Origin of the sequence: Sulfitobacter sp. HGT1, assembly GCF_013282155.1 — a bacterium.
Classification (GTDB): domain Bacteria; phylum Pseudomonadota; class Alphaproteobacteria; order Rhodobacterales; family Rhodobacteraceae; genus Sulfitobacter.
This window is the reverse complement of sequence record NZ_BLWI01000012.1, coordinates 23,075-45,414: the sequence shown is the minus strand read 5'-3', so window position 1 is coordinate 45,414 and position 22,340 is coordinate 23,075. Positions and strand designations below refer to the sequence as shown.

The 22,340-nt window shown below is 59.9% G+C and carries 20 protein-coding genes; 10 read left to right on the top strand and 10 right to left on the bottom strand.

Going from position 1 to position 22,340, the window contains the following annotated elements:
- Positions 1 to 7: 7 nt before the first annotated feature.
- Together HGT1_RS13530 and HGT1_RS13525 are read right to left on the bottom strand one after the other, a co-directional pair.
- The gene (locus tag HGT1_RS13530) at positions 8 to 586 is read right to left on the bottom strand and encodes a thymidine kinase (RefSeq protein ID WP_176250497.1); all 579 of its coding nucleotides are present in this window, start codon (positions 584 to 586) and stop codon (positions 8 to 10) included.
- Positions 587 to 708: 122 nt separating this feature from the next.
- Entirely contained in the window at positions 709 to 1,833 is a 1,125-nt protein-coding gene (locus HGT1_RS13525; protein WP_176250496.1) for a beta-ketoacyl-ACP synthase III, read from the bottom strand.
- 169 nt (positions 1,834 to 2,002) lie between these two features.
- Between HGT1_RS13525 and HGT1_RS13520 the strand changes: the two genes are divergently transcribed.
- Positions 2,003 to 2,716, top strand: coding sequence for a hypothetical protein (locus HGT1_RS13520; RefSeq protein WP_176250495.1), 714 nt, complete (start codon positions 2,003 to 2,005; stop codon positions 2,714 to 2,716).
- Positions 2,717 to 2,792: 76 nt separating this feature from the next.
- Here HGT1_RS13520 and carB read toward each other — a convergent pair whose 3' ends face one another.
- The 3 genes from carB to HGT1_RS13505 all read right to left on the bottom strand — a co-directional run bounded on the left by carB (position 2,793) and on the right by HGT1_RS13505 (position 8,280).
- Entirely contained in the window at positions 2,793 to 6,125 is a 3,333-nt protein-coding gene (gene carB / locus HGT1_RS13515; RefSeq protein WP_176250494.1) for a carbamoyl-phosphate synthase large subunit, read from the bottom strand.
- A 139-nt stretch (positions 6,126 to 6,264) separates the two neighbouring features.
- The gene (locus tag HGT1_RS13510; RefSeq protein WP_176250493.1) at positions 6,265 to 7,497 is read right to left on the bottom strand and encodes a cyclopropane-fatty-acyl-phospholipid synthase family protein; all 1,233 of its coding nucleotides are present in this window, start codon (positions 7,495 to 7,497) and stop codon (positions 6,265 to 6,267) included.
- Between the two features lie 18 nt (positions 7,498 to 7,515).
- Positions 7,516 to 8,280: an alpha/beta fold hydrolase gene (locus HGT1_RS13505; RefSeq protein ID WP_176250492.1), complete on the bottom strand. Its 765-nt coding sequence runs from the start codon at positions 8,278 to 8,280 to the stop codon at positions 7,516 to 7,518.
- A 54-nt stretch (positions 8,281 to 8,334) separates the two neighbouring features.
- Between HGT1_RS13505 and HGT1_RS13500 the strand changes: the two genes are divergently transcribed.
- Positions 8,335 to 8,709 (top strand): hypothetical protein, encoded by a 375-nt coding sequence (locus HGT1_RS13500; protein WP_176250491.1) that lies wholly within the window; start codon positions 8,335 to 8,337, stop codon positions 8,707 to 8,709.
- Here HGT1_RS13500 and HGT1_RS13495 read toward each other — a convergent pair.
- Positions 8,700 to 9,101, bottom strand: coding sequence for a cupin domain-containing protein (locus HGT1_RS13495; protein ID WP_176250490.1), 402 nt, complete (start codon positions 9,099 to 9,101; stop codon positions 8,700 to 8,702). The two genes, HGT1_RS13500 and HGT1_RS13495, sit on opposite strands and share 10 nt — an antisense overlap.
- A 283-nt stretch (positions 9,102 to 9,384) precedes the next feature.
- Entirely contained in the window at positions 9,385 to 10,662 is a 1,278-nt protein-coding gene (gene glyA, locus HGT1_RS13490; protein ID WP_176250489.1) for a serine hydroxymethyltransferase, read from the bottom strand.
- A gap of 169 nt (positions 10,663 to 10,831) precedes the next feature.
- Here glyA and HGT1_RS13485 point away from each other — a divergent pair, with 169 nt between their 5' ends.
- Entirely contained in the window at positions 10,832 to 11,587 is a 756-nt protein-coding gene (locus HGT1_RS13485) for an NAD kinase (RefSeq protein ID WP_176250818.1), read from the top strand.
- Positions 11,588 to 11,691: 104 nt separating this feature from the next.
- Entirely contained in the window at positions 11,692 to 11,892 is a 201-nt protein-coding gene (locus HGT1_RS13480; RefSeq protein WP_176250488.1) for a CsbD family protein, read from the top strand.
- Positions 11,893 to 11,956: 64 nt separating this feature from the next.
- Here HGT1_RS13480 and HGT1_RS13475 read toward each other — a convergent pair whose 3' ends face one another.
- Both HGT1_RS13475 and HGT1_RS13470 read right to left on the bottom strand, forming a co-directional pair.
- A complete protein-coding gene (locus tag HGT1_RS13475; RefSeq protein ID WP_176250487.1) occupies positions 11,957 to 12,202 on the bottom strand; it encodes a peptidase in 246 nt (81 codons plus the stop codon).
- A gap of 172 nt (positions 12,203 to 12,374) precedes the next feature.
- Entirely contained in the window at positions 12,375 to 14,270 is a 1,896-nt protein-coding gene (locus tag HGT1_RS13470; RefSeq protein WP_176250486.1) for a propionyl-CoA synthetase, read from the bottom strand.
- A gap of 274 nt (positions 14,271 to 14,544) precedes the next feature.
- Here HGT1_RS13470 and HGT1_RS13465 point away from each other — a divergent pair, with 274 nt between their 5' ends.
- Entirely contained in the window at positions 14,545 to 14,673 is a 129-nt protein-coding gene (locus tag HGT1_RS13465) for a malic enzyme (RefSeq protein WP_176250485.1), read from the top strand.
- A gap of 87 nt (positions 14,674 to 14,760) precedes the next feature.
- Here HGT1_RS13465 and HGT1_RS13460 read toward each other — a convergent pair whose 3' ends face one another.
- On the bottom strand, positions 14,761 to 17,034 hold the full coding sequence (locus tag HGT1_RS13460) for an NADP-dependent malic enzyme (RefSeq protein WP_176250484.1): 2,274 nt from the start codon (positions 17,032 to 17,034) through the stop codon (positions 14,761 to 14,763).
- A 228-nt stretch (positions 17,035 to 17,262) separates the two neighbouring features.
- On the opposite strand from HGT1_RS13460, the gene HGT1_RS13455 reads away from it, so the two are divergent.
- The 5 genes from HGT1_RS13455 to HGT1_RS13435 all read left to right on the top strand — a co-directional run bounded on the left by HGT1_RS13455 (position 17,263) and on the right by HGT1_RS13435 (position 22,338).
- Positions 17,263 to 17,658 (top strand): cytidine deaminase, encoded by a 396-nt coding sequence (locus HGT1_RS13455; protein WP_176250483.1) that lies wholly within the window; start codon positions 17,263 to 17,265, stop codon positions 17,656 to 17,658.
- A 3-nt stretch (positions 17,659 to 17,661) separates the two neighbouring features.
- Positions 17,662 to 18,966: a thymidine phosphorylase gene (locus HGT1_RS13450; RefSeq protein ID WP_176250482.1), complete on the top strand. Its 1,305-nt coding sequence runs from the start codon at positions 17,662 to 17,664 to the stop codon at positions 18,964 to 18,966.
- Complete coding sequence (locus HGT1_RS13445) at positions 18,966 to 20,159, top strand: phosphopentomutase (protein ID WP_176250481.1); 1,194 nt, start codon at positions 18,966 to 18,968, stop codon at positions 20,157 to 20,159. The genes HGT1_RS13450 and HGT1_RS13445 overlap by 1 nt, the downstream gene beginning before the upstream one ends.
- Before the next feature lie 146 nt (positions 20,160 to 20,305).
- The gene (upp, locus tag HGT1_RS13440; protein ID WP_255200206.1) at positions 20,306 to 20,947 is read left to right on the top strand and encodes a uracil phosphoribosyltransferase; all 642 of its coding nucleotides are present in this window, start codon (positions 20,306 to 20,308) and stop codon (positions 20,945 to 20,947) included.
- Between the two features lie 92 nt (positions 20,948 to 21,039).
- Complete coding sequence (locus HGT1_RS13435) at positions 21,040 to 22,338, top strand: SPOR domain-containing protein (RefSeq protein WP_176250479.1); 1,299 nt, start codon at positions 21,040 to 21,042, stop codon at positions 22,336 to 22,338.
- Positions 22,339 to 22,340: the final 2 nt, after the last annotated feature.

Genomic DNA, 22,340 nt, shown 5'->3' with positions numbered 1-22,340 from the left:
GGCTGGTTTAGCGGCCCACAGCCTCGCGCCAGTGACGGCGGCAGAGCGAGACATAGGTCTCGTTCCCGCCGATCTGGACCTGCGCGCCTTCTTTGATGGCCTGGCCCCCGGCATCGCGACGGACCACCATCGTGGCCTTCTTGCCGCAATGGCAGATGGTGCGGACTTCGCGCATTTCATCTGCCAGCGCCAGCAGGGTCGCCGACCCCGGAAACAACATTCCCTGGAAATCAACACGCAATCCGTAGCACATTATCGGCACGCCCAGATCATCCACCGCGCGGGCCAGTTGCCAGACCTGATCGCTGCTTAGAAACTGCGCCTCGTCGATGAAGATACAGGCGCAGGGGCCTGCAACCAGACGGTTTTTTATCTTTTCGAACAGGTCTTCGCCGGTACCGAAGGTGTCGGCCTCCTGGCCGATGCCGATGCGCGACGCGATGCGCCCGTTGCCCGCGCGATTGTCGAATTGCGCGGTCATCAGATAAGGCACCATGCCGCGTTCCACATAGTTATGGGCCGCCTGCAGCAGCACCGTGGATTTGCCCGCGTTCATGGTCGAATAATGAAAATAAAGCTTTGCCATGGGTCTCTTTACAAGCAGTCGGGGCAGGCGTTCAAGATCAGGATGCTGATTGCGGGCAGGCGAGGGCAGGGGCGAGGTTTTGGGCACCGCTCCCGCCAATAATGCACCCGCGACCGCGCCGCTTAGTCGTGGCGCTGAACCAGAACAGACCCCACAGAATACCCCGCCCCAAAGGAACAGATCAGCCCGATATCACCGTCTTTCAAGTCTTTGGAATACTTGGAAAACGTGATGATCGACCCCGCCGACGAGGTGTTCGCATAGTCTTGCAGAATATTGGGCTGTTCGCCCGGTTCCGGCACGCGCCCCAACACCTTGCGGCCGATGAAATCATTCATCGACTTGTTGGCCTGATGCAGCCAAAGCCGTTTCAGATCAGCGGCTTCGACGCCCGCATCAGCCATATGGCCGGCGATATGGTCGGCGACCAGCGGCAAGACTTCCTTAAAGACCTTGCGGCCATTCTGCATGAATTGCATGTCGCGACGATCGGCGACGCCATCCGGGCGCGAGCGGCGCAGGAAACCGTTGTTGTTGCGAATGTTGTTTGAAAACTGCGTGGCGCAGCGGGTGGATTTGATTTCGAAATAGGGGCCGGTTGCATTCTCGGCCCGCTCAATCAACACGGCCGTTGCCACGTCGCCAAAGATGAAATGGCAATCGCGGTCGCGCCATTCGATATGGGCCGAACATATCTCGGGGTTGACGACCAGCGCCGACCGGATCGAACCGGACCGCACCATATCTGCCGCCGCCTGAATACCAAAGGTGGCCGACGAACAGGCAACATTCATGTCAAAGGCAAAGCCGTTGATTCCCAACAGATCCTGTATCTCGATCGCCACGGCGGGATAGGCGCGTTCAATGTTTGATGCCGCACAAATCACCGCATCCACATCGGCCGCCGTCTTGCCCGCATCTGCCAGCGCCTTTTGCGCGGCGTCCAGCGCCATTTCGGCCATCAGGCTGGGTTCATCATCCGACCGCTGACGCAACAGCGGATGCATGATGTGCGGGTTCAGGGGGCCGGTCTTGTCGATCACATAGCGCTGCTCGATCCCCGACGCCTTGACGATGAACTCTTCCGAGGAATGTTCCTTGGCGGCCACTGTGCCTGCTGCGATCTCGTCGGCATGTTCGGCGTTATAAAGATCGGCATAAGCGTTAAAGGCGACGACCAGTTCGGCGTTGGTGATGACCTGATCCGGCGTAAAAATGCCGCTACCGGTAATGGCGGGTGTGAACATTTGAAACCCTTTCTTTCAGTCAGACGATAAAGTCAAAGAAGCGCGATAAGGTCAAGTTATAGCAGGTGCTATCGGCGGAGGCGCAGCGATAATCGGTTGTAATGACGGGGATGTTTATAGCACTGTGTGTCAGATTCTGCCCCGCCCGGGCACCCAGACCGGAGACGTTATGACCCTGCCATCCCTGCTGCCACGCGGCGAACTTGATAAACTGGCCCATGACATGGGCACCGACAAATCCTCGCGGACGCATGACTATATGCGGCTCTACGAATTCCTGTTCAAACCGTTCAAGGACGAGGAGTTCTGTTTTATGGAGCTGGGCGTGGGTCTGCCCCGCATCAACGCCGCATCATTGCGGTCGTGGCGGAAGTTTTTCACCAAAGCGCGGATCGTCGGCGTGGACAATGACAAGCGGGTTGAGAAGTTTTCAGGCGATGAGTTCAAAATCCGCATTGGCGACGCGTCTGACCCTGCATTCCTGACCGAGCTGTCAGAGACCTACCAGCCGTCAATCGTGCTGGATGACGCCAGCCACAAATGGTCGCATCAGATCACCGCGTTCAAAACCATGTTCCCGCTGCTGCCTCCCGGTGGCCTTTATGTGATCGAGGATATCTTCACGTCCTTCCCGATGCCGATCAAATACGACGTCTACGCCGATCATCCTGAATCCTGCTGGACCTTCATCTCGCGGCTTCAGGCGGCCTTGGCCGGTTGCCAAACCGAATGGCCCGCCTTGAGTGTGGAGGAATCCGAGCTGGTATCCTGGATCGACGCCGTGTTCCTGACGCGCCGCACGGTGATCTTCGTGAAACGCGAAGCACAGCGCCCCGAGGAGATCGAACGGGTGGCGGAGTTGAGAAGGCGGCAGGGCGGCTGAGGGCAATAGCCTAGCCCGAGATCACGCCTCAGACACCGGAGTATCGCCTTCCCGCAGGAAGGCGATGCCCCTCGGATTACCCCTGCAACGACTTCACGCCAATCTCGTCTTCGGCTTGTGCCTTGATCGCCAATGCGGCGGCATAGGACCCCGCAGCGGTCGTGAAATACGGGATCTTGTCATACAGCGCGATGGAGCGGATGGATTTGCTGTCTTCGACTGCTTGCGCGCCTTCGGTGGTGTTCATCACCAGATGGATCGCTTCGTCCTTCATCATGTCGGTGATGTCGGGGCGGCCTTCGTAGACCTTGTTGACGATCTGGCAGGCGATGTCGTGCGAGGTCAACCATTCCGCCGTGCCACGGGTGGCCACGATGGTGAAGTCCTGCTCGAGCAGGATACGTGCGGCGGTCAGCATGTCGTCGGTTTTGTCCATGTCCTTGATCGACAGGAAGGCGCAGCCGTTGCGGGGCAGCGGGTTGCCGGCACCCATCTGCGCCTTGAGGAAGGCACGCGGGAAGTCGCGGTCCCAGCCCATGACTTCGCCGGTTGATCGCATTTCCGGCCCCAGCAGCGTATCGACACCGGGGAAGCGGGCGAAGGGCAGCACGGCTTCCTTGACCGAGAACCACGGCATGTTCGGATCGGCCAGCGTCATCGGATCACCCAGCGGCAGCACGTCGTCATAGGCGGCATCGGCATCGTAGGGCGCACGCAGCGGGAAGTTCGACAGCGGTTCGCCCGCCATTATCCGCGCCGCGATGGAGGCGATAGCTGAATCGGTTGCTTTCGCCACGAAAGGCACGGTGCGCGAGGCACGCGGGTTGACTTCGATCAGATAGATTTCGCCATCTTTGATCGCGAACTGGATGTTCATCAGGCCGACGACATTCAGCGCAAGGGCCAGCGCCTTGGTCTGTTTTTCGACTTCGGCAATGATCTCGCGCGACAGCGAATAGGGCGGCAGCGAACAGGCGCTGTCGCCCGAGTGGACGCCGGCCTCTTCGATGTGCTGCATGATGCCCGCGACATGGACATTCTTGCCGTCACACAGCGCATCGACGTCAAGCTCGACCGCGCCGGAGAGGTAGTTATCCAGCAACACGGGGCTCTTGCCCGATACGACAACCGCTTCGCGGATATAGCGTTCAAGGCTGGCTTGATCGCGCACGATTTCCATCGCGCGGCCACCCAGAACGTAAGACGGGCGGATCACCAGCGGGAAGCCGATGTCGGCGGCAATTTCCAGCGCCTCGGCGTCGGAATGGGCGATGCCGTTATGGGGCTGTTTCAGGCCCAGCTTCTTGACCAGATCGGCGAAACGTTCGCGGTCTTCGGCAAGGTCGATCATGTCGGGCGTGGTGCCCAGAATCGGGATGCCCGCGTCTTGCAGGGCTTGCGCGATTTTCAGCGGGGTCTGGCCGCCGAACTGGACGATCACACCGTGAAGCGTGCCGTTTTCCTGCTCGACGCGCATGATTTCCATAACGTGTTCAAAGGTCAGCGGCTCGAAATACAAACGGTCCGAGGTGTCATAGTCGGTGGACACGGTTTCGGGGTTACAGTTGACCATGATAGTCTCGTAACCCGCGTCGGTCAGCGCATAGCAGGCGTGACAACAGCAATAGTCGAATTCGATGCCCTGGCCGATGCGGTTCGGGCCACCGCCCAGAATAACGACCTTCTTGCGGTCGGACGGGCGCGCCTCGCATTCGACTTCGCCAAATGCAGGAGATTCGTAGGTCGAATACATATAGGGGGTTTGCGCTTCGAACTCTGCGGCGCAGGTGTCGATGCGTTTGAACACGGCCTTGACGCCAAGGTTCAGACGGGCGCGGCGCACATTGTCTTCGTCGCGGCCGGTCAGGATGCCAAGGCGGGCATCGGCAAAGCCCATCATCTTGAGCTGGCGCATGCCGGCTTCGGTCAGCGGCAGACCGTCCTTGCGCACGACTTCTTCGGCTTCGACGATCTCGCGGATGCGGGCAAGGAACCACGGGTCGAACATGGTCACGCTGTGGATGTCCGCGTCGGACATGCCATGGCGCATGGCCTGGGCGATGGTGCGCATGCGGTCAGGGGTTTGCTTGCTGATCGCCTTGACCAGGGCTGCCTGTTCGGGGGCACCGGGGATGTCGATTTCGTCAAAGCCGGTCAGGCCGGATTCCATCGACGCCAGCGCCTTTTGCAGGGATTCGTGGATCGTGCGGCCAATCGCCATCGCCTCGCCCACGGATTTCATCGCGGTGGTCAGGTAGGGTTCGGAGCCGGGGAATTTCTCGAAGGCGAATTTCGGGATCTTGGTGACGACATAGTCGATTGTCGGCTCGAAGGACGCAGGGGTCACACCGGTGATGTCATTGTCGAGCTCGTCCAGCGTGAAGCCAACGGCCAGTTTCGCGGCGATCTTGGCAATCGGGAAGCCGGTCGCCTTGGAGGCCAGCGCCGAGGAGCGCGACACGCGGGGGTTCATTTCGATCACGACCATCCGGCCGTCGGCAGGGTTCACGGCCCATTGCACGTTCGACCCGCCGGTCTCCACGCCGATTTCGCGCAAAACCGCGATCGAGTGGTTGCGCATGATCTGGTATTCTTTGTCCGTGAGCGTCAGCGCCGGTGCGACGGTGATCGAATCGCCCGTGTGTACTCCCATCGGATCGATGTTTTCGATGGAACAGACGATGATGGCGTTGTCGGCGGTGTCGCGCACGACCTCCATCTCGAATTCTTTCCAGCCCAGCAGGGATTCGTCGATCAGGATCTGACCCATCGGGGATGCGTCCATACCAGAGCGGCAGAAGAATTCGTAATCGTCGCGGTTATAAGCCACACCGCCACCGGTGCCGCCCATGGTAAAGGCAGGGCGGATGATCGCGGGCAGGCCGACATAATCAAGCGCTTCAAGCGCGATGGCCACGCCTGCGGCGAGGTCTTTTTTGCCGGCAGCATTCTTGGGGGCGGTGACGATTGTGGCTTTGGGGTTTTCAATCCCGAGGCGATCCATCGCTTCGCGGAAAAGCTGGCGATCTTCTGCCATTTCAATGGCTTCGCGCTTGGCACCGATCATCTCGACGCCGTATTTTTCCAAGACACCCATTTCTTCGAGCGCGAGGGACGTGTTCAATCCGGTCTGGCCGCCCATGGTGGGCAGCAGCGCGTCGGGGCGTTCTTTTTCGATAATCTTGGCGACGATTTCCGGGGTGATCGGTTCGATATAGGTGGCATCGGCCAGCCCCGGGTCGGTCATGATCGTGGCCGGGTTGGAGTTGACGAGGATGACGCGGTAGCCTTCCTCTTTCAGGGCTTTGCAGGCCTGTGCGCCGGAATAATCGAATTCGCAGGCCTGACCGATGACGATGGGCCCCGCACCAATGATCATAATTGATTTGATGTCGGTTCTTTTTGGCATGGTTCAGGCCCCCGGATATTTGCAAATTCTCCGCGTTATAGGCTTTGGGGGGAGAGGTGCAAGGGGGGATGGTCGCTATCTGGTCGGGTTTTGATTTCGGGGATGGCGGATTGGGGCGCTGCCCCAAACCCCGGGATATTTAAGAGCCAGAGAACGAGGGGCCCTGGGGGTGGGAATTCGGGTAGAGATAGTCGCGGGTCAGCGGGACGCTGCTGCGGTTTTTCGCGAGCTGGAATTGGTACACGCCTTGCATCCGGTCTTCGAATGCGATGAGGCAAATGGTGAAGTAGAATTCGAACATGCGGATAAAGCGGTCATCGTGCATTGCACGGATCTGGTCACGGGCGGCGTTGAAGCGTTCAAGCCAGTGTCTCACGGTTTTGGCATAGTGCAGGCGCCAGATTTCGATGTCGGTCTGCCACAGCCCTGCGTATTCCATGGCACCGGCAAGTTCGGAGAGCGACGGGACATAGCCGCCCGGAAAGATGTATTTGTTCAGAAACGGATCATGGCGCGCAGGCGGGGCGGAGCGCCCGATGCTGTGGATCAGCGCCACGCCATCGGGGGCCAGCAGATCGCTGATGCGCTGGAAATATGTGCCGTAATTCGGCACGCCCACATGTTCGAGCATGCCGATGCTGACGATCCTGTCAAAGCTGCCCGATGTCTTGCGGTAATCTTCGAGGCGGAAGGAGATTTTATCCGACAGGCCCGCCTGCGCCGCGCGGGTGCGGGCGGTTTGCAGCTGGTTTTCGGACAGGGTGATGCCTGTGACACGGACGCCGTGATCGCGCGCAAGGGTCAGTGCCATGCCGCCCCAGCCGCACCCGATGTCGAGCACATGATCGCCCGGCCGCAGGCAGAGTTTGCGGATGATATGCGCCTTTTTCGCGTCTTGTGCCGCCTCGAGCGTCATGTCGGGATCGGGGAAATACGCGCATGAATATTGCATGTCGGCGTCCAGAAACAGCGCATAGAAGGCGTCGGATATGTCGTAGTGATGGGCGACGTTTGCGCGGGCGCGGTCAGGCCGGTTGCGTTGAATGAAACGCCGCATGTGATAGCGCGCAAGGTTCAGCGCGCGCAGCCACGCGGGAAACCCTGTGGTGCTGCGGTTGCCTTGCAGCAGTTTCAAGGTGTCGAGCAGCCCGAGGTCGGGAAAACCGATGCGTTCATCCATGTAGCCTTCGCCCAAGGCAAGCACGGGGTTCAGGCATAGGCCACGCAATATGGCATCGTCTTTGATGTGCAGGGTCGCGGTTTGCCCTGTGTCGGGGCCATAGTGGGCCGTGCTGCCATCGGCGAAGCGCACGATCAGGCGGTCGCGTGTCATAAGACCTTTCAGGAAATGGTCAAATGCACTGCGCCACATGGGGGTGGTCCTTTCTTGTCAGGCGGTGTCCAGAAACGCGCGTACCGATGCTTCGAAGGCGCGGGGGTTTTCAGCGTGCAGCCAATGTCCGGCACCCGGAATTTTGGCGAAATAGGCGTTCGGGAAAAGCGCCTTGATCTTGGGGCGGTGGGCGGCTTGCACATAATGCGACGTGCCGCCGGACAGAAAGAAGGTCGGGCCGTCAAAGGGGCCTGTCACGTCTTCGGGCCATCCCACGATATTGGGCATTTCGGCCTCGAGCACGTCGAGGTTCAGTTTCCACGTCTTGTTTGCAACGTCCAATGACTGCGTGAAAAAGCTTTGCAATGCGGGTTCGACCCCGGCGGCGGCCAGTTGTTCCTGCGCCTCGGAGCGGCGGGTAATTGTTTTCAGGTCAACGCTGCGCATGGCGTCGATGAACTCTTGCTGGCTGTGGTCATAGGCGACGGGGGCGATGTCGGCGACGATCAGGCGGCGGACCAGTTCGGGGTGTTGAAGGGCCAGCACCATGGATGTCTTGCCGCCCATCGAATGCCCGCAAACATCCATGGGCGCGCCGAATTGGCGAATGATCTGCGCCAGGTCGTCGGCCATTTCGGGGTAGGTTTGCGTGTCGCTGCGCGGGCTGTCGCCGTGGTTGCGCATATCAACGGTGATCACGCGGCGGGTGTCGGACAGGCGTTTGGCAATCACGCCCCAGTTGCGGCCGGAGCCGAACAAGCCGTGGACAATCAAAAGGGCGGGGGCATCTGTTGCGGTGCCATATTCTGAGAAACTAAGCATGGTTCCAGATTTAGGCCCATTGCGGCAAATGCACCAGAGTGTTTAGGATGCAATATGCTGGATCAGAAAGACGTTCACAAAAAAGCGCAGAGGGTGCGCCGCGAAATGCAGGCAAAGCTGGGTGTGCAGGGGCGCGATCTGGATCATGCGCTGCGCAAGGCCGGGCGCAGGTTGCCGGGTGATGTGCGCAAACAGGGAAACGCTTTGGCCAGGGCCGAGTTCTTCGCGCAAAATCCCAAGATGGCGCGGCGGTTGGATGCGCAATCGGTGGAAACGGCCTTTGACAGGGTGATGGCGCATCTTGAGAGTATTGACGCGGTCGAGGACCGCAGGGACCGCCTTTTGGGGGTTGCGGGGGCCGTTGCGTTTAACCTGCTGTTTGTGGTCGTGGGCTTTGTCGTTTTTCTGTGGTGGCGCGGTTACGTCTGACTGCCGTATTGTGCGTCAGTCACATGTTCGAGCCAGTCCACGGCCTTGCCGTCCAGCGCTTCTTGGATGGCAAGATGGGTCATGGCGCAATCGGGGGCGGCCCCGTGCCAGTGCTTTTCCCCCGGTGCGAACCAGACAGTATCCCCGGGGCGCAGGGGTTTGACCGGGCCGCCCTGGGTCTGGGCCAGACCTGCGCCTGACAGGACCACAAGCGTTTGCCCCAGAGGGTGCGTGTGCCATGCGGTGCGCGCGCCGGGTTCAAATGTGACGGTCGCCGCACGCATGCGGGCGGGATCGGGGGCTGACATGACGGGATCAAGGCGCACGGTGCCGGTGAAATAGTCGGGCGATCCAACCTCGGAGGGGCGGGAGCCTGTGGGTTTGATGTCCATCTGGGTGTCCTGATTTTTGAAAGGCTTGCTGGCAGGATCACGTGGGGCGGTGGCGATTGCAAGGGATCATCGGCTTTGGCGCAGATCAGCCGAAGGATTTTGAGGGTGATCCGGAGGAGGGACGTCAGAGAGATCACAGAGCGTCTTGGCGAGATGTGCAAAAAGGCCCCGCAGCGGATGCTGGCGGGGCCTTTTGTTTTTTGGTGGTGGAGGGGGCGCTGCCCCCGCCCTGCGGGCCCCCCCGGGATTTATTTCCATTTGGAAGCGGGGGGCAGGTCAGGGATTACAGGTTCGGGTAGATCGGGAAGCGGGCGCAGAGCGCTTCGACTTCGGCTTTTACCTTGGTTTCGACGGCAGAGTTGCCATCGGCACCATTTGCGGCAAGGCCGTCGACGACTTCGATGATCCAGTCTGCGATCTGGCGGAACTCGGCCTCGCCAAAGCCGCGGGTTGTGGCAGCGGGGGAGCCCAGGCGGATGCCGGAGGTCACGGTCGGTTTTTCTGGGTCGAACGGCACGCCGTTTTTGTTGCAGGTGATATGGGCGCGGCCCAGTGCTTTTTCGGTATCGTTGCCTTTGACCCCTTTGGGGCGCAGGTCGACCAGCAGCAGATGTGTGTCGGTGCCGTGGGTCACGGTGTCGAGCCCGCCTTTGATCAGCTGGTCGCTGAGGGCCTGGGCGTTTTTGACGACCTGTTTGATGTAGGTTTTGAATTCAGGCTGGAGCGCTTCGCCAAAGGCGACGGCTTTGGCTGCGATGACATGCATCAGCGGGCCGCCCTGGATGCCGGGGAAGATGGCGGAGTTGAACTTTTTCGCCAGCGCCTCGTCATTGGTGAGGATCATGCCGCCGCGCGGGCCGCGCAGGGTTTTATGGGTTGTTGTGGTCGCAACATGCGCGTGGGGGAAGGGCGAGGGGTGTTCGCCAGCCGCCACCAGACCCGCAAAGTGGGCCATGTCGACATGCAGGTAGGCACCGACCATGTCGGCGATTTCGCGCATACGCTTGAAGTCGATCTGGCGGGGAATGGCGGAGCCACCGGCGATGATCATCTTGGGCTGGTGTTCTTTGGCGAGCGCTTCGACCTGGTCATAGTCCAGCAGGTTGTCTTCCTTGCGCACGCCGTATTGGATGGCGTTGAACCATTTGCCCGACTGGTTCGGTTTCGCGCCATGGGTCAGGTGGCCGCCTGCGTCCAGCGACATGCCAAGGATCGTGTCGCCGGGTTGCAGCAAGGCTGTGAACACGCCCTGGTTCGCCTGAGAGCCGGAGTTCGGCTGGACGTTGGCAAAGCCGCAACCGAACAATTCGCAGGCGCGTTCAATGGCCAGATTTTCCGCCACATCAACGAATTCGCAACCACCGTAATAGCGCCGGCCCGGATAGCCTTCGGCGTATTTATTGGTCATCACCGAGCCTTGCGCCTCCATCACGGCGGCGGAAACGATGTTTTCGGAGGCGATCAATTCGATCTCGTTGCGCTGGCGGCCCAGCTCGTCTGTGATGGACTTGAAAATCGCAGGATCTGCTTGTGACAGGGATTTGGTGAAGAAACCGGACATAGGGTGTTCCTTTGAACAGAGGTATCAGTTGCGGGCTATCTAGCGGAAACCTTCCGCGGGGTGAAGGTCGTATTCCGCCGCAGCAGGCAACATAAACGGCAAAGCTGGTAGAGCGGTGGATAATGTGGTTCTTTCAGAGCTGAATATTCCCGATTGGAAACTTGTGCCCATGAAGATCGCCTTTACCGCCAGTCGCGCCGATGTCGCACAGGCCGCCCTGGATGCGCTGAGCAAGCGGTATGGCAATGTGCCGGCCACCGAGGCGCAGGTGATTGTGGCCCTGGGGGGCGACGGTTTCATGCTGCAAACCCTGCATGACACGCAGGCGTTGAACGTGCCGGTTTACGGGATGAACCGGGGCACCATCGGGTTCTTGATGAACGAATACGCCGAGGACGATCTGACCGAGCGGCTGGATGCGGCGGAGGAGGCGGTGATCAACCCTTTGGTCATGGTCGCGACCCATGCGGATGGCAGCACGTCCAAGGGGCTGGCGCTGAACGAGGTGGCATTGCTGCGCGAGGGGCCGCAAGCCGCCAAGCTGCGGATCAGTGTCGACGGGCGGGTGCGCATGGAAGAACTGGTGTGTGACGGCGCGCTTTTGGCGACGCCTGCGGGATCAACCGCGTATAATTATTCGGCGCACGGGCCGATCCTGCCGATCGGAGCGGATGTGCTGGCGCTGACGGCGGTTGCTGCATTCAGGCCCAGACGCTGGCGCGGGGCGCTTTTGCCGAAAACGGCGACCGTTCGCTTTGATGTGCTGGAGCCCGAAAAGCGGCCTGTGATGGCCGATGCCGATGGCATTTCCCACCGCCATGTGGTGTCGGTCGAGATCACATCGGACCCGACCATATCGCATCGTATCCTGTTTGATCCGGGCCACGGACTGGAAGAGCGGTTGATCAGCGAGCAATTCACCTGAGGATAATTTTTCGGAACCAAATCGGCGGTGCCACGTTTGTTTAACGAGACGCACAGAGACCTAGACGGTCTTTGACGCGCAGTGAAACAAGAAGGAGAACCGATATGAATTGGGATACAATCAAAGGTAACTGGAAACAGATGACCGGCAAGGTCAAAGAAGAATGGGGCGATCTGACGGATGATGATCTGACCGAGGCCGCAGGCGAACGCGATCAGCTGGTTGGCAAGATTCAGGCCAAATATGGCATCGCCAAAGAAGAAGCGGAAAAGCAAGTCGACAAATTCGTGTCAAAGCACAGCTGATCTGACTTGATCTAACGAAAGGGGCGGCTCCATCAGGGGCCGCCCTTTTTTATTGTACCGTCGCCTATTGCACAAGAAAATACCGCGCAATCCCATAGACATACAGCGCAGAGAACATGATGTTCAGGTATTTCAGCTGTGGTTCTGTGCGCAGCCAGGCGCAATAGACCCATATCAGGCAAAACGGCAGGCTCAGCATCATCGCCGCCAATTGCCACCCCTGCACCAGACTGATTGTGCTGGAAATACCCAAACCGACAGCAGTCCATTTCAACTGCTGCTCAAAAGCTGCAAGCCGTAAAAGTATCATTCGAAGAAAAGCTTTCTGGAAACCAGCGCCGTGGACCCGGCGATCTGGTTTTCAATCTCTAGCCCAAGAGATGGCACCCCACAACAATTCTATGGTGCGCAGGCAGCGGGGGTGGGCGGCGAAGGGGCGACTGGCCTGGGGGCGACTGGCCTGTCGCTCCTTCGCGGTCGGATTATTTATCCTGCGCATATCCGATGGTTTGCAGTGCGACTTTGATCTCGTCCAGAATGGCGGGATCGTCGATGGTGGCGGGCAGTTTGAACGGCTCGGAATCCGCCAGTTTGACCATGGTCGCACGCAGGATTTTACCTGACCGCGTTTTGGGCAGGCGGTCGACCACCAACGTCAGTTTATAGGCGGCCACGGGGCCGATCTGGTCACGCACCATCTGAACGCATTCGGCGGTGATTTCCGCATGGGGGCGGTTCACGCCCTTGGACAGACAGACGAAACCCATCGGTGCCTGACCCTTCAGCGCGTCGCTGACCCCGATCACGGCGCATTCGGCGACATCGGGGTGGGCGGCAAGGACTTCCTCCATCGCGCCGGTGGACAGGCGGTGACCGGCGACGTTGATCACGTCATCGGTGCGCGCCATGATGTATAGATAGCCGTCTTCGTCGATCATGCCCGCATCGCCGGTCTCGTAAAAACCGGGATAGGTGGTCAGATAGCTTTTGCGGAAACGGTCTTCGGCATTCCACAGGGTGGGCAGGGTGCCGGGAGGCAGGGGCAGCTTGATCGCGATGGACCCGAGCGTGCCTGCGGGTTGCGCATGGCCTGCTTCGTCCAGAATTTGTACGTCATAGCCCGGCATCGGCACGGTGGGTGACCCGACCTTGACCGGCAATGCCTCAAGCCCCGCGGGGTTGCCCGCGATGGTGAAACCGGTTTCGGTTTGCCACCAGTGGTCATAGACCGGCACGCCCAGCTTTTCCTGCGCCCAGACGACCGTGTCCGGGTCGGCGCGTTCACCGGCCAGATAGAGTGCCCGCAAGCACGAGATGTCGTATTTGCCGATTTCCTCGCCCTTGGGGTCTTCGCGTTTGACGGCGCGGATGGCGGTGGGGGCGGTAAAGAAACTGCGCACGTTATGTTCTTGGATCACGCGCCAGAACGTGCCCGCATCTGGGGTGCCGACAGGCTTGCCCTCAAACACGATCGTCGTGTTGCCGTGGATCAACGGACCGTAACAGATATAGCTGTGGCCCACGACCCAGCCCACATCGGACGCGGCCCAGAACACATCGCCCGGATCGACGTCATAGATGTTTTTCATTGTCCAGTTCAGGGCGACCAAATGGCCGGCCGTGTGCCGGACCACGCCCTTGGGCGCGCCGGTGGTGCCCGAGGTGTAGAGGATATACGCAGGGTGGTTGCCGTCGACGGGAACGCATTCGGCAGGTGTGACGCCTTGTTGGGCGGCGTTCCAGTCCAGATCGCGCCCTTGGATCAGATCGCAGGGGGACTGGTCGCGTTGCAGGATCATGCAGAAATCGGGCTTGTGTTCGGCCAGTTCGATGGCGCTGTCCAGCAGGGGTTTGTATTTGACGATGCGGTTGGGTTCCAACCCGCAAGAGGCAGCGAGGATCGCCTTGGGGGTGCAGTCATTGATCCGCACGGCCAGTTCGTTCGCGGCAAAGCCACCAAACACCACGGAATGCACGGCACCGATGCGGGCACAGGCCAGCATCGCCTCAAGCGCCTCGGGGACCATGGGCATATAGATGATGACGCGGTCGCCTTTGGTCACGCCATTGGCTTTCAGCGCCCCGGCAACAGAGGCCACACGGGTCTGCAATTCGGCGAATGTGATCTTGGTCTGGGTGCCGGTGATCGGGCTGTCGTGGATGATCGCCACCTGATCGGCGCGGCCGTTTTTCACATGGCGGTCCACCGCGTTATAGCAGCCGTTTACCTTGGCATCGGCAAACCATTCATACAGGTCATTGCCTTTGTCGAACATCGCTTGGGTCGGTGCCTGAACCCAGTCAATCGCCTTTGACTGTTCCAGCCAATAGGCTTCCGGATTGTCCTGCCAGTTTTTATACGTGTCGTGATAACCCATGTGCGGCTCCCTCCCGTGATCGCTTGGCTGAAGTGTTAGGGCACAGACGCGGGGCAGAGCAAGGTTCTTGCGGGGGCTAGGCTGCCATTCTGAAAGAAAGTTTACAGGTTTTGACAGGGCGGGGTTGAATGTATTTACAAAATTCTTCGGGCGGTGATGTCGAAAATGGACGTCTTTGTCGAATATCTGCCAGCACCGTTCCAGCGTTTGGCTAGAGTTGGAAACAGGGGCCGTATTCCACTGGCCTCTCGTCTTTAATCAAAGGTTTAGGACAATGGGTGACAAGATCGCCAACAAGAAGAAAAAGGCCAAAGCAGACGCGCGGCCAGCAAAGCAGCCAATGAGTGCAACGGCTGATATCAAGCCGGTTTTCGCAGCCAAGGGCGGTAAATCCGCGCGGTAATGCTGCTTTGCAAATCCGCACCGCCGTGCAGAGGACGGGATGATAGATACGCCGCCCCGAAAAAGGGCGGCGTTTGTTGTTTCAGGCTTAGCCGTATGTGGTGACCGGGGTGCCGGCAATCGCGCCCACGTTCAGCAAGCCGCGTGCGGTGATCGACGACGATACGATATGGGCGCGGTTGCCCATCCCCATCAGGATCGGTCCGACTTCAAGACCGCCGCCCTTTATTTTCAGAATGTTACGCACGCCGGACGCTGCATCGGCATGGGCAAAGACCAGCACGTTGGCGGCACCTTCCATCCGGTTGGAGGGCAGCAAGCGATTGCGCAGTTCTGCATCAAGCGCGGTGTCGATGTTCATCTCGCCCTCATAGCAGAAATCATGGTTGCCCTCGTCCAGCATGCGGATCGCGGCGCGCAGACGTTTGCCGCTGCCTTCGCCCTGGTTGCCGAACTGGCTTTGGGAACAGAAGGCGATTTTCGGCTCGATCCCGAAACGGCGGACGTGACGGGCCGCACCAATGGCGATTTCGGCGATTTGTTCGGGGGTCGGATGCAGATGCACCTGCGTGTCGGCGATAAACAATGGCCCGTCTTCGAGGATCATCAAGGACAAAGCACCATGCGGGCGTCTGCCATCGCGGCCCAACACCTGATCGATATAGTTCAGGTGCCAGCGGAATTCGCCGAAGGTACCACAGATCAGACTGTCCGCTTCCTCGCGGTAGACCATCACGGCACCGATTGCGGTGGTGTTGGTGCGCATGATCGCGCGGGCGATGTCCGGCGACACGCCACGACGGGCCATCAGGTTGTGATAGGTTTCCCAGTAATCGCGGTAGCGGGGGTCGTTTTCGGGGTTCACCAGATCAACGGTTTCGCCAAGCTTGATGGTCAGACCGGCCTTTTCAATGCGCCGCTCGATCACCTCGGGACGGCCGATCAGGATCGGGCGTTCGCTGGTTTCCTCGACCATGGCCTGGGCGGCACGCAACACGCGCTCGTCCTCGCCTTCGGCAAAGACAATACGGCGCGGGGCGGCGCGGGCGGCCTCGAACACGGGGCGCATCAGCAGGGCGGATTTGAACACCGAACTGTCCAGCTTGCGACGATAAGCGTCCATATCCTCGATCGGGCGCGTCGCCACGCCGGTTTCCATCGCGGCCTTGGCCACAGCCGAAGACACGACACCGATCAGGCGCGGGTCGAACGGTTTCGGGATCAGGTAATCCGCGCCGAATGTCAGCTGTTCGCCCTGATAGGCGGCGGCGGCTTCGGCGGATGTGGTGGCGCGGGCCAGGGCCGCGATACCGTCGATACAGGCGATCTTCATCTCGTCGTTGATGGTGGTCGCACCGACATCCAACGCCCCGCGAAAGATGAAGGGGAAGCACAGCACGTTATTGACCTGATTGGGGAAATCCGACCGGCCCGTTGCAATGATCGCATCGGGTGCCACGGAACGCACAAGGTCGGGCATGATTTCAGGCGTCGGGTTCGCGAGGGCAAAAACAATCGGTCGGGGGGTCATTTTCTGAACCATTTCAGGGGTCAGGACACCGGGGCCGGACAGACCTAGGAACAGATCGGCACCGTCAATCACATCTTCGAGATTACGCAGATCGGATTTTTGCGCATATTCGGTCTTGATCGGGTTCATGTCGACCTCGCGGCCTTCGTAAACCAGACCGTGAATATCGCACAGCCAGACGTTTTCGCGTTTGACGCCCAGTTTCAGCAGCATGTTCAGACAGGCAATGCCCGCCGCCCCGCCACCGGTCGAGACGATCTTGATGTCTTCGAAGTTCTTTTTCGCCACGAAAAGCGCGTTCTTGACGGCGGCACCCACAACAATGGCGGTGCCGTGCTGGTCGTCATGGAAGACGGGGATGTTCATCCGCTCGCGGCAAATTCTTTCGACAGTAAAACAGTCGGGGGCCTTGATGTCCTCAAGGTTGATCGCGCCAAAGGTCGGTTCCATTGCGCAGACGAGATCAGCCAGCTTTTCAGGATCGTTTTCGTTCAATTCGATATCAAAGCAGTCGATATTGGCGAATTTCTTGAACAGGACGGCCTTGCCCTCCATCACCGGTTTGGAGGCCAGCGCACCGATATTGCCCAGCCCCAAAACGGCCGTGCCATTGGTGACCACGCCCACCAGATTGGCGCGGGTGGTGTAGAGCGCTGCCGTGGAGGGATCGGATTTGATCTCGAGGCAGGCTTCGGCGACGCCGGGGGAGTAGGCGCGGGCCAGATCGCGACCGTTGGCCAAAGGTTTTGTCGCACGAATTTCCAGCTTTCCGGGTTTCGGAAAGGCATGATAATCAAGCGCGGCTTGGCGCAGGTTGGGCGCATCGGTCATAATTTGGTGTCCTTTTGGCGAATGGTTTAGCGTTAAACTAAATTTCCAGCCGCGCCAACATCACATTTGACGTAGCGTCGAAAGGCCAGCCGGGTTGGGGGCCAGCCCCCTGCGCGGCAAGCCGCACATCCCCCGGAGTTTTCTGGCAAAATGAAGGCAAAGGTTTTTTATTCTTTTGCCATCGCAACTTTGAGTAAAGCTTTTTATAGTTTCGTGAACGGAGGCCCCATGACACAAGATTTACGAGAAAAAGCCAGTGCAGTTCAGGCCAATGCCTATGCACCCTATTCGAATTTTCAGGTCGGTGCGGCGCTGCGCGGGGTGTCGGGCGCGATTTATGTCGGCTGCAATGTCGAAAACGTTGCCTATCCCGAAGGGACCTGTGCCGAGGCCGGTGCCATTGCCGCTATGGTTGCCGCGGGCGAGACGGAATTTACCGAAGCCTATGTGATTGCAGGAAGTCCGATACCGGTCAGCCCTTGTGGGGGGTGTCGGCAGAAGCTTGCGGAATTCGGCAAGGGGGATGTGCGCGTCACCATGGGGACCCTTTCAGGTGTGGAAGACGCCATGACTTTGACCGAGCTTTTGCCGGGGGCGTTTGACCGTGCCCATATGGAAACCTGACCTGTGAACGCACGTACCATTCTGGCCAAGCTACGGCACCGGCAGTCGCCCAACCGCGACGAGCTGGTCTGGTTTGCGCAAGCGCTGGCCGACGGGCGCGTGAGCGACGCGCAGGCCGGTGCGTTTGCCATGGGGGTGTGTCTGGTCGGTCTGAGCGATGTGGGCCGGGTGGCGCTGACCCTTGCGATGCGCGACAGCGGTCAGGTTTTGTCATGGGATTTGCCCGGGCCGGTTCTGGACAAGCATTCCACCGGCGGGGTGGGCGATTGCGTCAGCCTGATCCTTGCCCCTGCTTTGGCGGCCTGCGGGGCCTATGTTCCGATGATTTCCGGGCGCGGTCTGGGCCATACGGGGGGCACCTTGGACAAGATGGAGGCGATCCCGGGCGTATCAACGCAAATGGACGAGGCGCAGTTGCGGCGTATTGTCGGCAAGGTCGGATGTGCCATTGTTGGGGCCACGGGGGACATCGCGCCCGCGGACAAGCGGCTTTATGCGGTGCGTGACGTTTCATCGACCGTGGATAGCATGGATTTGATCACCGCCTCGATCCTGTCGAAAAAGCTGGCTGCTGGGCTGCAAGGGCTGGTGCTGGACGTCAAGGTCGGCAGTGGTGCCTTTATGAAGGACCTTGAGCAGGCGCAGGCATTGGCCACGGCCTTGACCAAGACGGCCAATGCCAGCGGCTGCCGGACGACGGCGATCATCAGCGACATGAGCCAGCCTTTGGTGCCCAGCCTTGGCAATGCCTTGGAGGTGGCCGAGGTCATGCGGGTGCTGACGGGGCAGACAAAGGGGCCGGTTGTTTCGGTTTGCGCCGCTTTGGGCGGGGTGTTGCTGGCCAATGCGGGGTTGGCCGGTGATGTGCAGACAGGGGCCGATGCCATTGTCAAAGCCATCCGCAGCGGACGCGCGGCAGAGCGGTTTGGGATGATGATTGCTGCGATGGGTGGGCCAGTAGGATTCATTGAGAACTGGAACCGGTTTTTGCCGGAAGCGACAATTATTGGCGAAGTGCCCGCAGCCGAGACCGGATATATCACGGCCATTGATGGCGAGGCTTTGGGCATGGCGGTTGTCGCCCTTGGCGGCGGGCGTGTGCTGGAGACGGACGGGATCAACACCTCGGTGGGGTTGTCGGATGTTGTGCGGCTGGGGGCCAAGGTCTCAAAGGGCGGTCCCTTGGCGGTTATTCATGCGGTGCGCACGGGGGACGCGGAAAAGGCGGCGCAGGCGGTGCGTGCTGCGATCACGATTTCGCCGAAACCCGCAAAAGTACCGGACCTTATTCTGGAGCGGGTGGGCTGATGGCGCGGGCGTTTTTGGTTGTTATGGATTCAACCGGCATCGGGGGGGCACCTGACGCCGACGGGTTTTTCAACGGGGCCGTGCCCGACACCGGATCGAATACCATCGGGCATATCGCGCAGGCCTGCGCCGAGGGGCGGGCCGAAGAGGGGCGTTCGGGGCCGTTGCGCCTGCCCAATCTGGTGGAGATGGGACTGGGGGCTGCGACCGCGCTTGCCAGCGGGTTGCGGGCGGACAGCCTGTCGGGGGAGGTGCGCGGAACCTGGGGGGCGGCCACCGAGGTGTCGCGCGGCAAGGACACGCCGTCGGGCCATTGGGAACTGGCCGGGCTGGTAGTGCCTTGGGAGTGGCATTATTTCAAAAATGTGACGAATTCCTTTCCGCCGCAGTTGGTCGCGCAATTGGCGGAGTTTGCCGGTGTTGACGGGATCTTGGGTAATTGCCATGCGCCCGGCACGGCCATCATCGAGCAATTCGGGTCCGCGCATATCAAAACCGGCTTTCCGATTTGTTATACATCAGCAGACAGCGTGTTGCAGATCGCGGCGCATGAGGTGCATTTCGGGCTGGACCGGTTGATGGCGCTTTGTGCCAAGATCGCGCCGATTGCCCATGAGATGAAGGTGGGTCGCGTCATTGCACGGCCCTTTGTCGGGGATGCGGAAACCGGGTTTGTGCGCACCGGAAACCGCCGTGATTTCGCGATTGAATTGCCCAAACCGGTGCTGAGCAACTGGGTGCAGGACGCAGGCCGGCGTGTCTATGCGGTGGGCAAGATCGGCGATATTTTTTCGATGTCGGGGTTTGACGAAGTGCGCAAAGGGTCTGACGAGAGCTTGATGCGGCATCTGGCTGATCTGGTGGAAGACGCGGAAGACGGCAGCCTGATATTTGCGAATTTTGTCGAGTTTGACAGCCTGTTTGGCCACAGGCGGGATGTGTCTGGCTATGCGCGCGCGCTGGAATGGTTTGATGGCGAGATCGGCAAGATCAGATCAATGCTGCGCGAGGGCGACATTCTGGTGCTGACGGCGGACCACGGGAATGATCCGACATGGATCGGGACCGACCACACCCGCGAGCGGGTTCCGGTGTTGGTCGATGGTCTGGGCAAAGGCAGCTTGGGATTGATCGGTTTTACAGATGTGGCCGCTTTGGTGGCGCATCATCTGGGGGTGGCTGTTCCGGGCTAGCGGTGAATGGGGGCCAGCCCCCATCGTGGCAAGCCACGATTCCCCCGGAGTTTATTTTGCAAAATGAAACGGGATTGCTGTGGCGTGGTTGCGGGGCATGGCGTTTCAAGGCAAGACTCGGATCAAGCAAAATGGAGAGTGCCGCTATGTCCTATACATCTGAAAACCTTACGGTCGTTGATCACCCGTTGGTACAGCACAAGCTGACCATCATGCGCGACAAGGAAACCCCCACGGCGGTGTTCCGGCAGTTGTTGCGCGAAATCAGCCAGTTGTTGGCCTATGAGGTGACCCGTGGCATGCCGATGACCACAAAGAGTGTCGAGACACCGATGCAGTCGATGGAGGCTCCGACCCTGGCTGGAAAGAAGCTTGCCTTGATATCGATCCTTCGGGCGGGCAACGGGCTGTTGGACGGCGTGCTTGAGTTGATCCCGTCGGCGCGGGTCGGCTTTGTGGGCCTGTACCGTGATGAAAAGACGCTCAAGCCGGTCAAATACTATTTTAAAGTGCCCGAAGGATTGGATGACCGTTTGGTGATTGTTGTGGATCCGATGCTGGCAACCGGCAATTCTTCGGTCGCGGCCATCGACATGCTGAAAGAGACCGGCGCGAATAATATCAGGTTCTTGTGCCTGCTGGCGGCACCCGAAGGGATCAAGCGCATGCAAGAAGCCCATCCTGATGTGCCGATCGTCACTGCGGCGGTGGACGAAAAGCTGAACGAATCGGGATATATCGTGCCCGGGTTGGGCGATGCGGGCGACCGGATGTATGGGACAAAATAATGGCTGAAAAGTGGCGGGAATGTGTCAGGGGCGCTTTACTCTGAACGGGTGATGACGCATTGTTTGAGCGATATTTCGTGCTGGGGGCGCAGATGAAGTTTACAAGAATTGTCGCGATTGCTGTTATCTTGGGGTCTGTGGGCATCGGTGCCTTGCAGGCCCAGTCCTTCCGGGACCAGCCCAAAGAATACCCGCCCGCGTCTTATAAGGGCAAGCAATACGTCGACAGCAGCGGGTGTGTGTTCATCCGTGCAGGCATTGACGGCAACGTCACATGGGTGCCGCGGGTGTCGCGCAAGCGCGATGGCGTCTGCGGCTTCATACCCACCAATGTCGGCACTGCGGCGGCATCCCCTGCATCGCAAGGGCCGGCACCTGTTCAGATCACGCTGGATAACGCGTCCACACAATCAACACGTCGCGTTGCGGCTGTGCAGCCGCGCCCTGTCCCCCAGACACGGCGGGTCCAGCCGGTCGCACCTCAGGTTGTGCGGCAAACGGCCCCGCGCCCTGTGGCCGTGGCACCTGCAATCGTGGCAACGGTCCCTGCCGCAGCGCCCCTTGCCGGTGGCAACTGCCCCGGACGATCGGCGCTGAGCCAGCGCTATTCGGGGGGATCGGGTCTGCCTGTACGCTGCGGACCACAAGCCCACCGCATCGTGGGCGCGCAAGCCACCACAACGCGTGGCGGTGCCGTGCAATACCCGTCGGCGGCAGGGACGGTCGCTGTTTCCCCGACAACCCGCATTGTGCCCAAGCATGTCGCAATCAACCGCATCAATACATATAATAACGTGCAGGTTCCCAACGGGTACAAATCCGTCTGGGAAGATGACCGGCTGAACCCCAAACGGGCCGAACAGAACCTGGCTGGCCGGACCCAGATGCTGTTGATCTGGACCAACACCGTCCCGCGTCGTCTGATCAATCAGACCACAGGTCAGGATGTGACGGCTAAAATGCCGTTGATCTATCCTTATACGTCGATTGATCAACAGCGCCGCGAAATGGGCGAGGTCACCTTGCTTGCGCGCAACGGGCAACTGGTCAAGCGGATCGTGCGTAAACCCGGTGGTGCGCCGGTTCTGCGTGAGCCGACCTATTCCAGCCGTTCCGCCGCCAAGCCGGTTGCAGCGGCACCTGAGAAACGCGCGCAGGTCCAGAACGGGGGCAACACCTATGTGCAGGTCGGGACATTCCTGAATGCGGCCAATGCACAGCAGACCGCACAGCGTATCGCCCGCATGGGCATGGGCGCGCGGATCGGCAAATCGACCCGCGGCGGCAAGACATATCTGTCCGTTCAGGCGGGCCCGTTTCCAACGTCGTCTGCGCCCCATGCGCTGGGCAAATTGCGCGGCGTCGGATACCGGGATGCCTATATCCGCTAAAC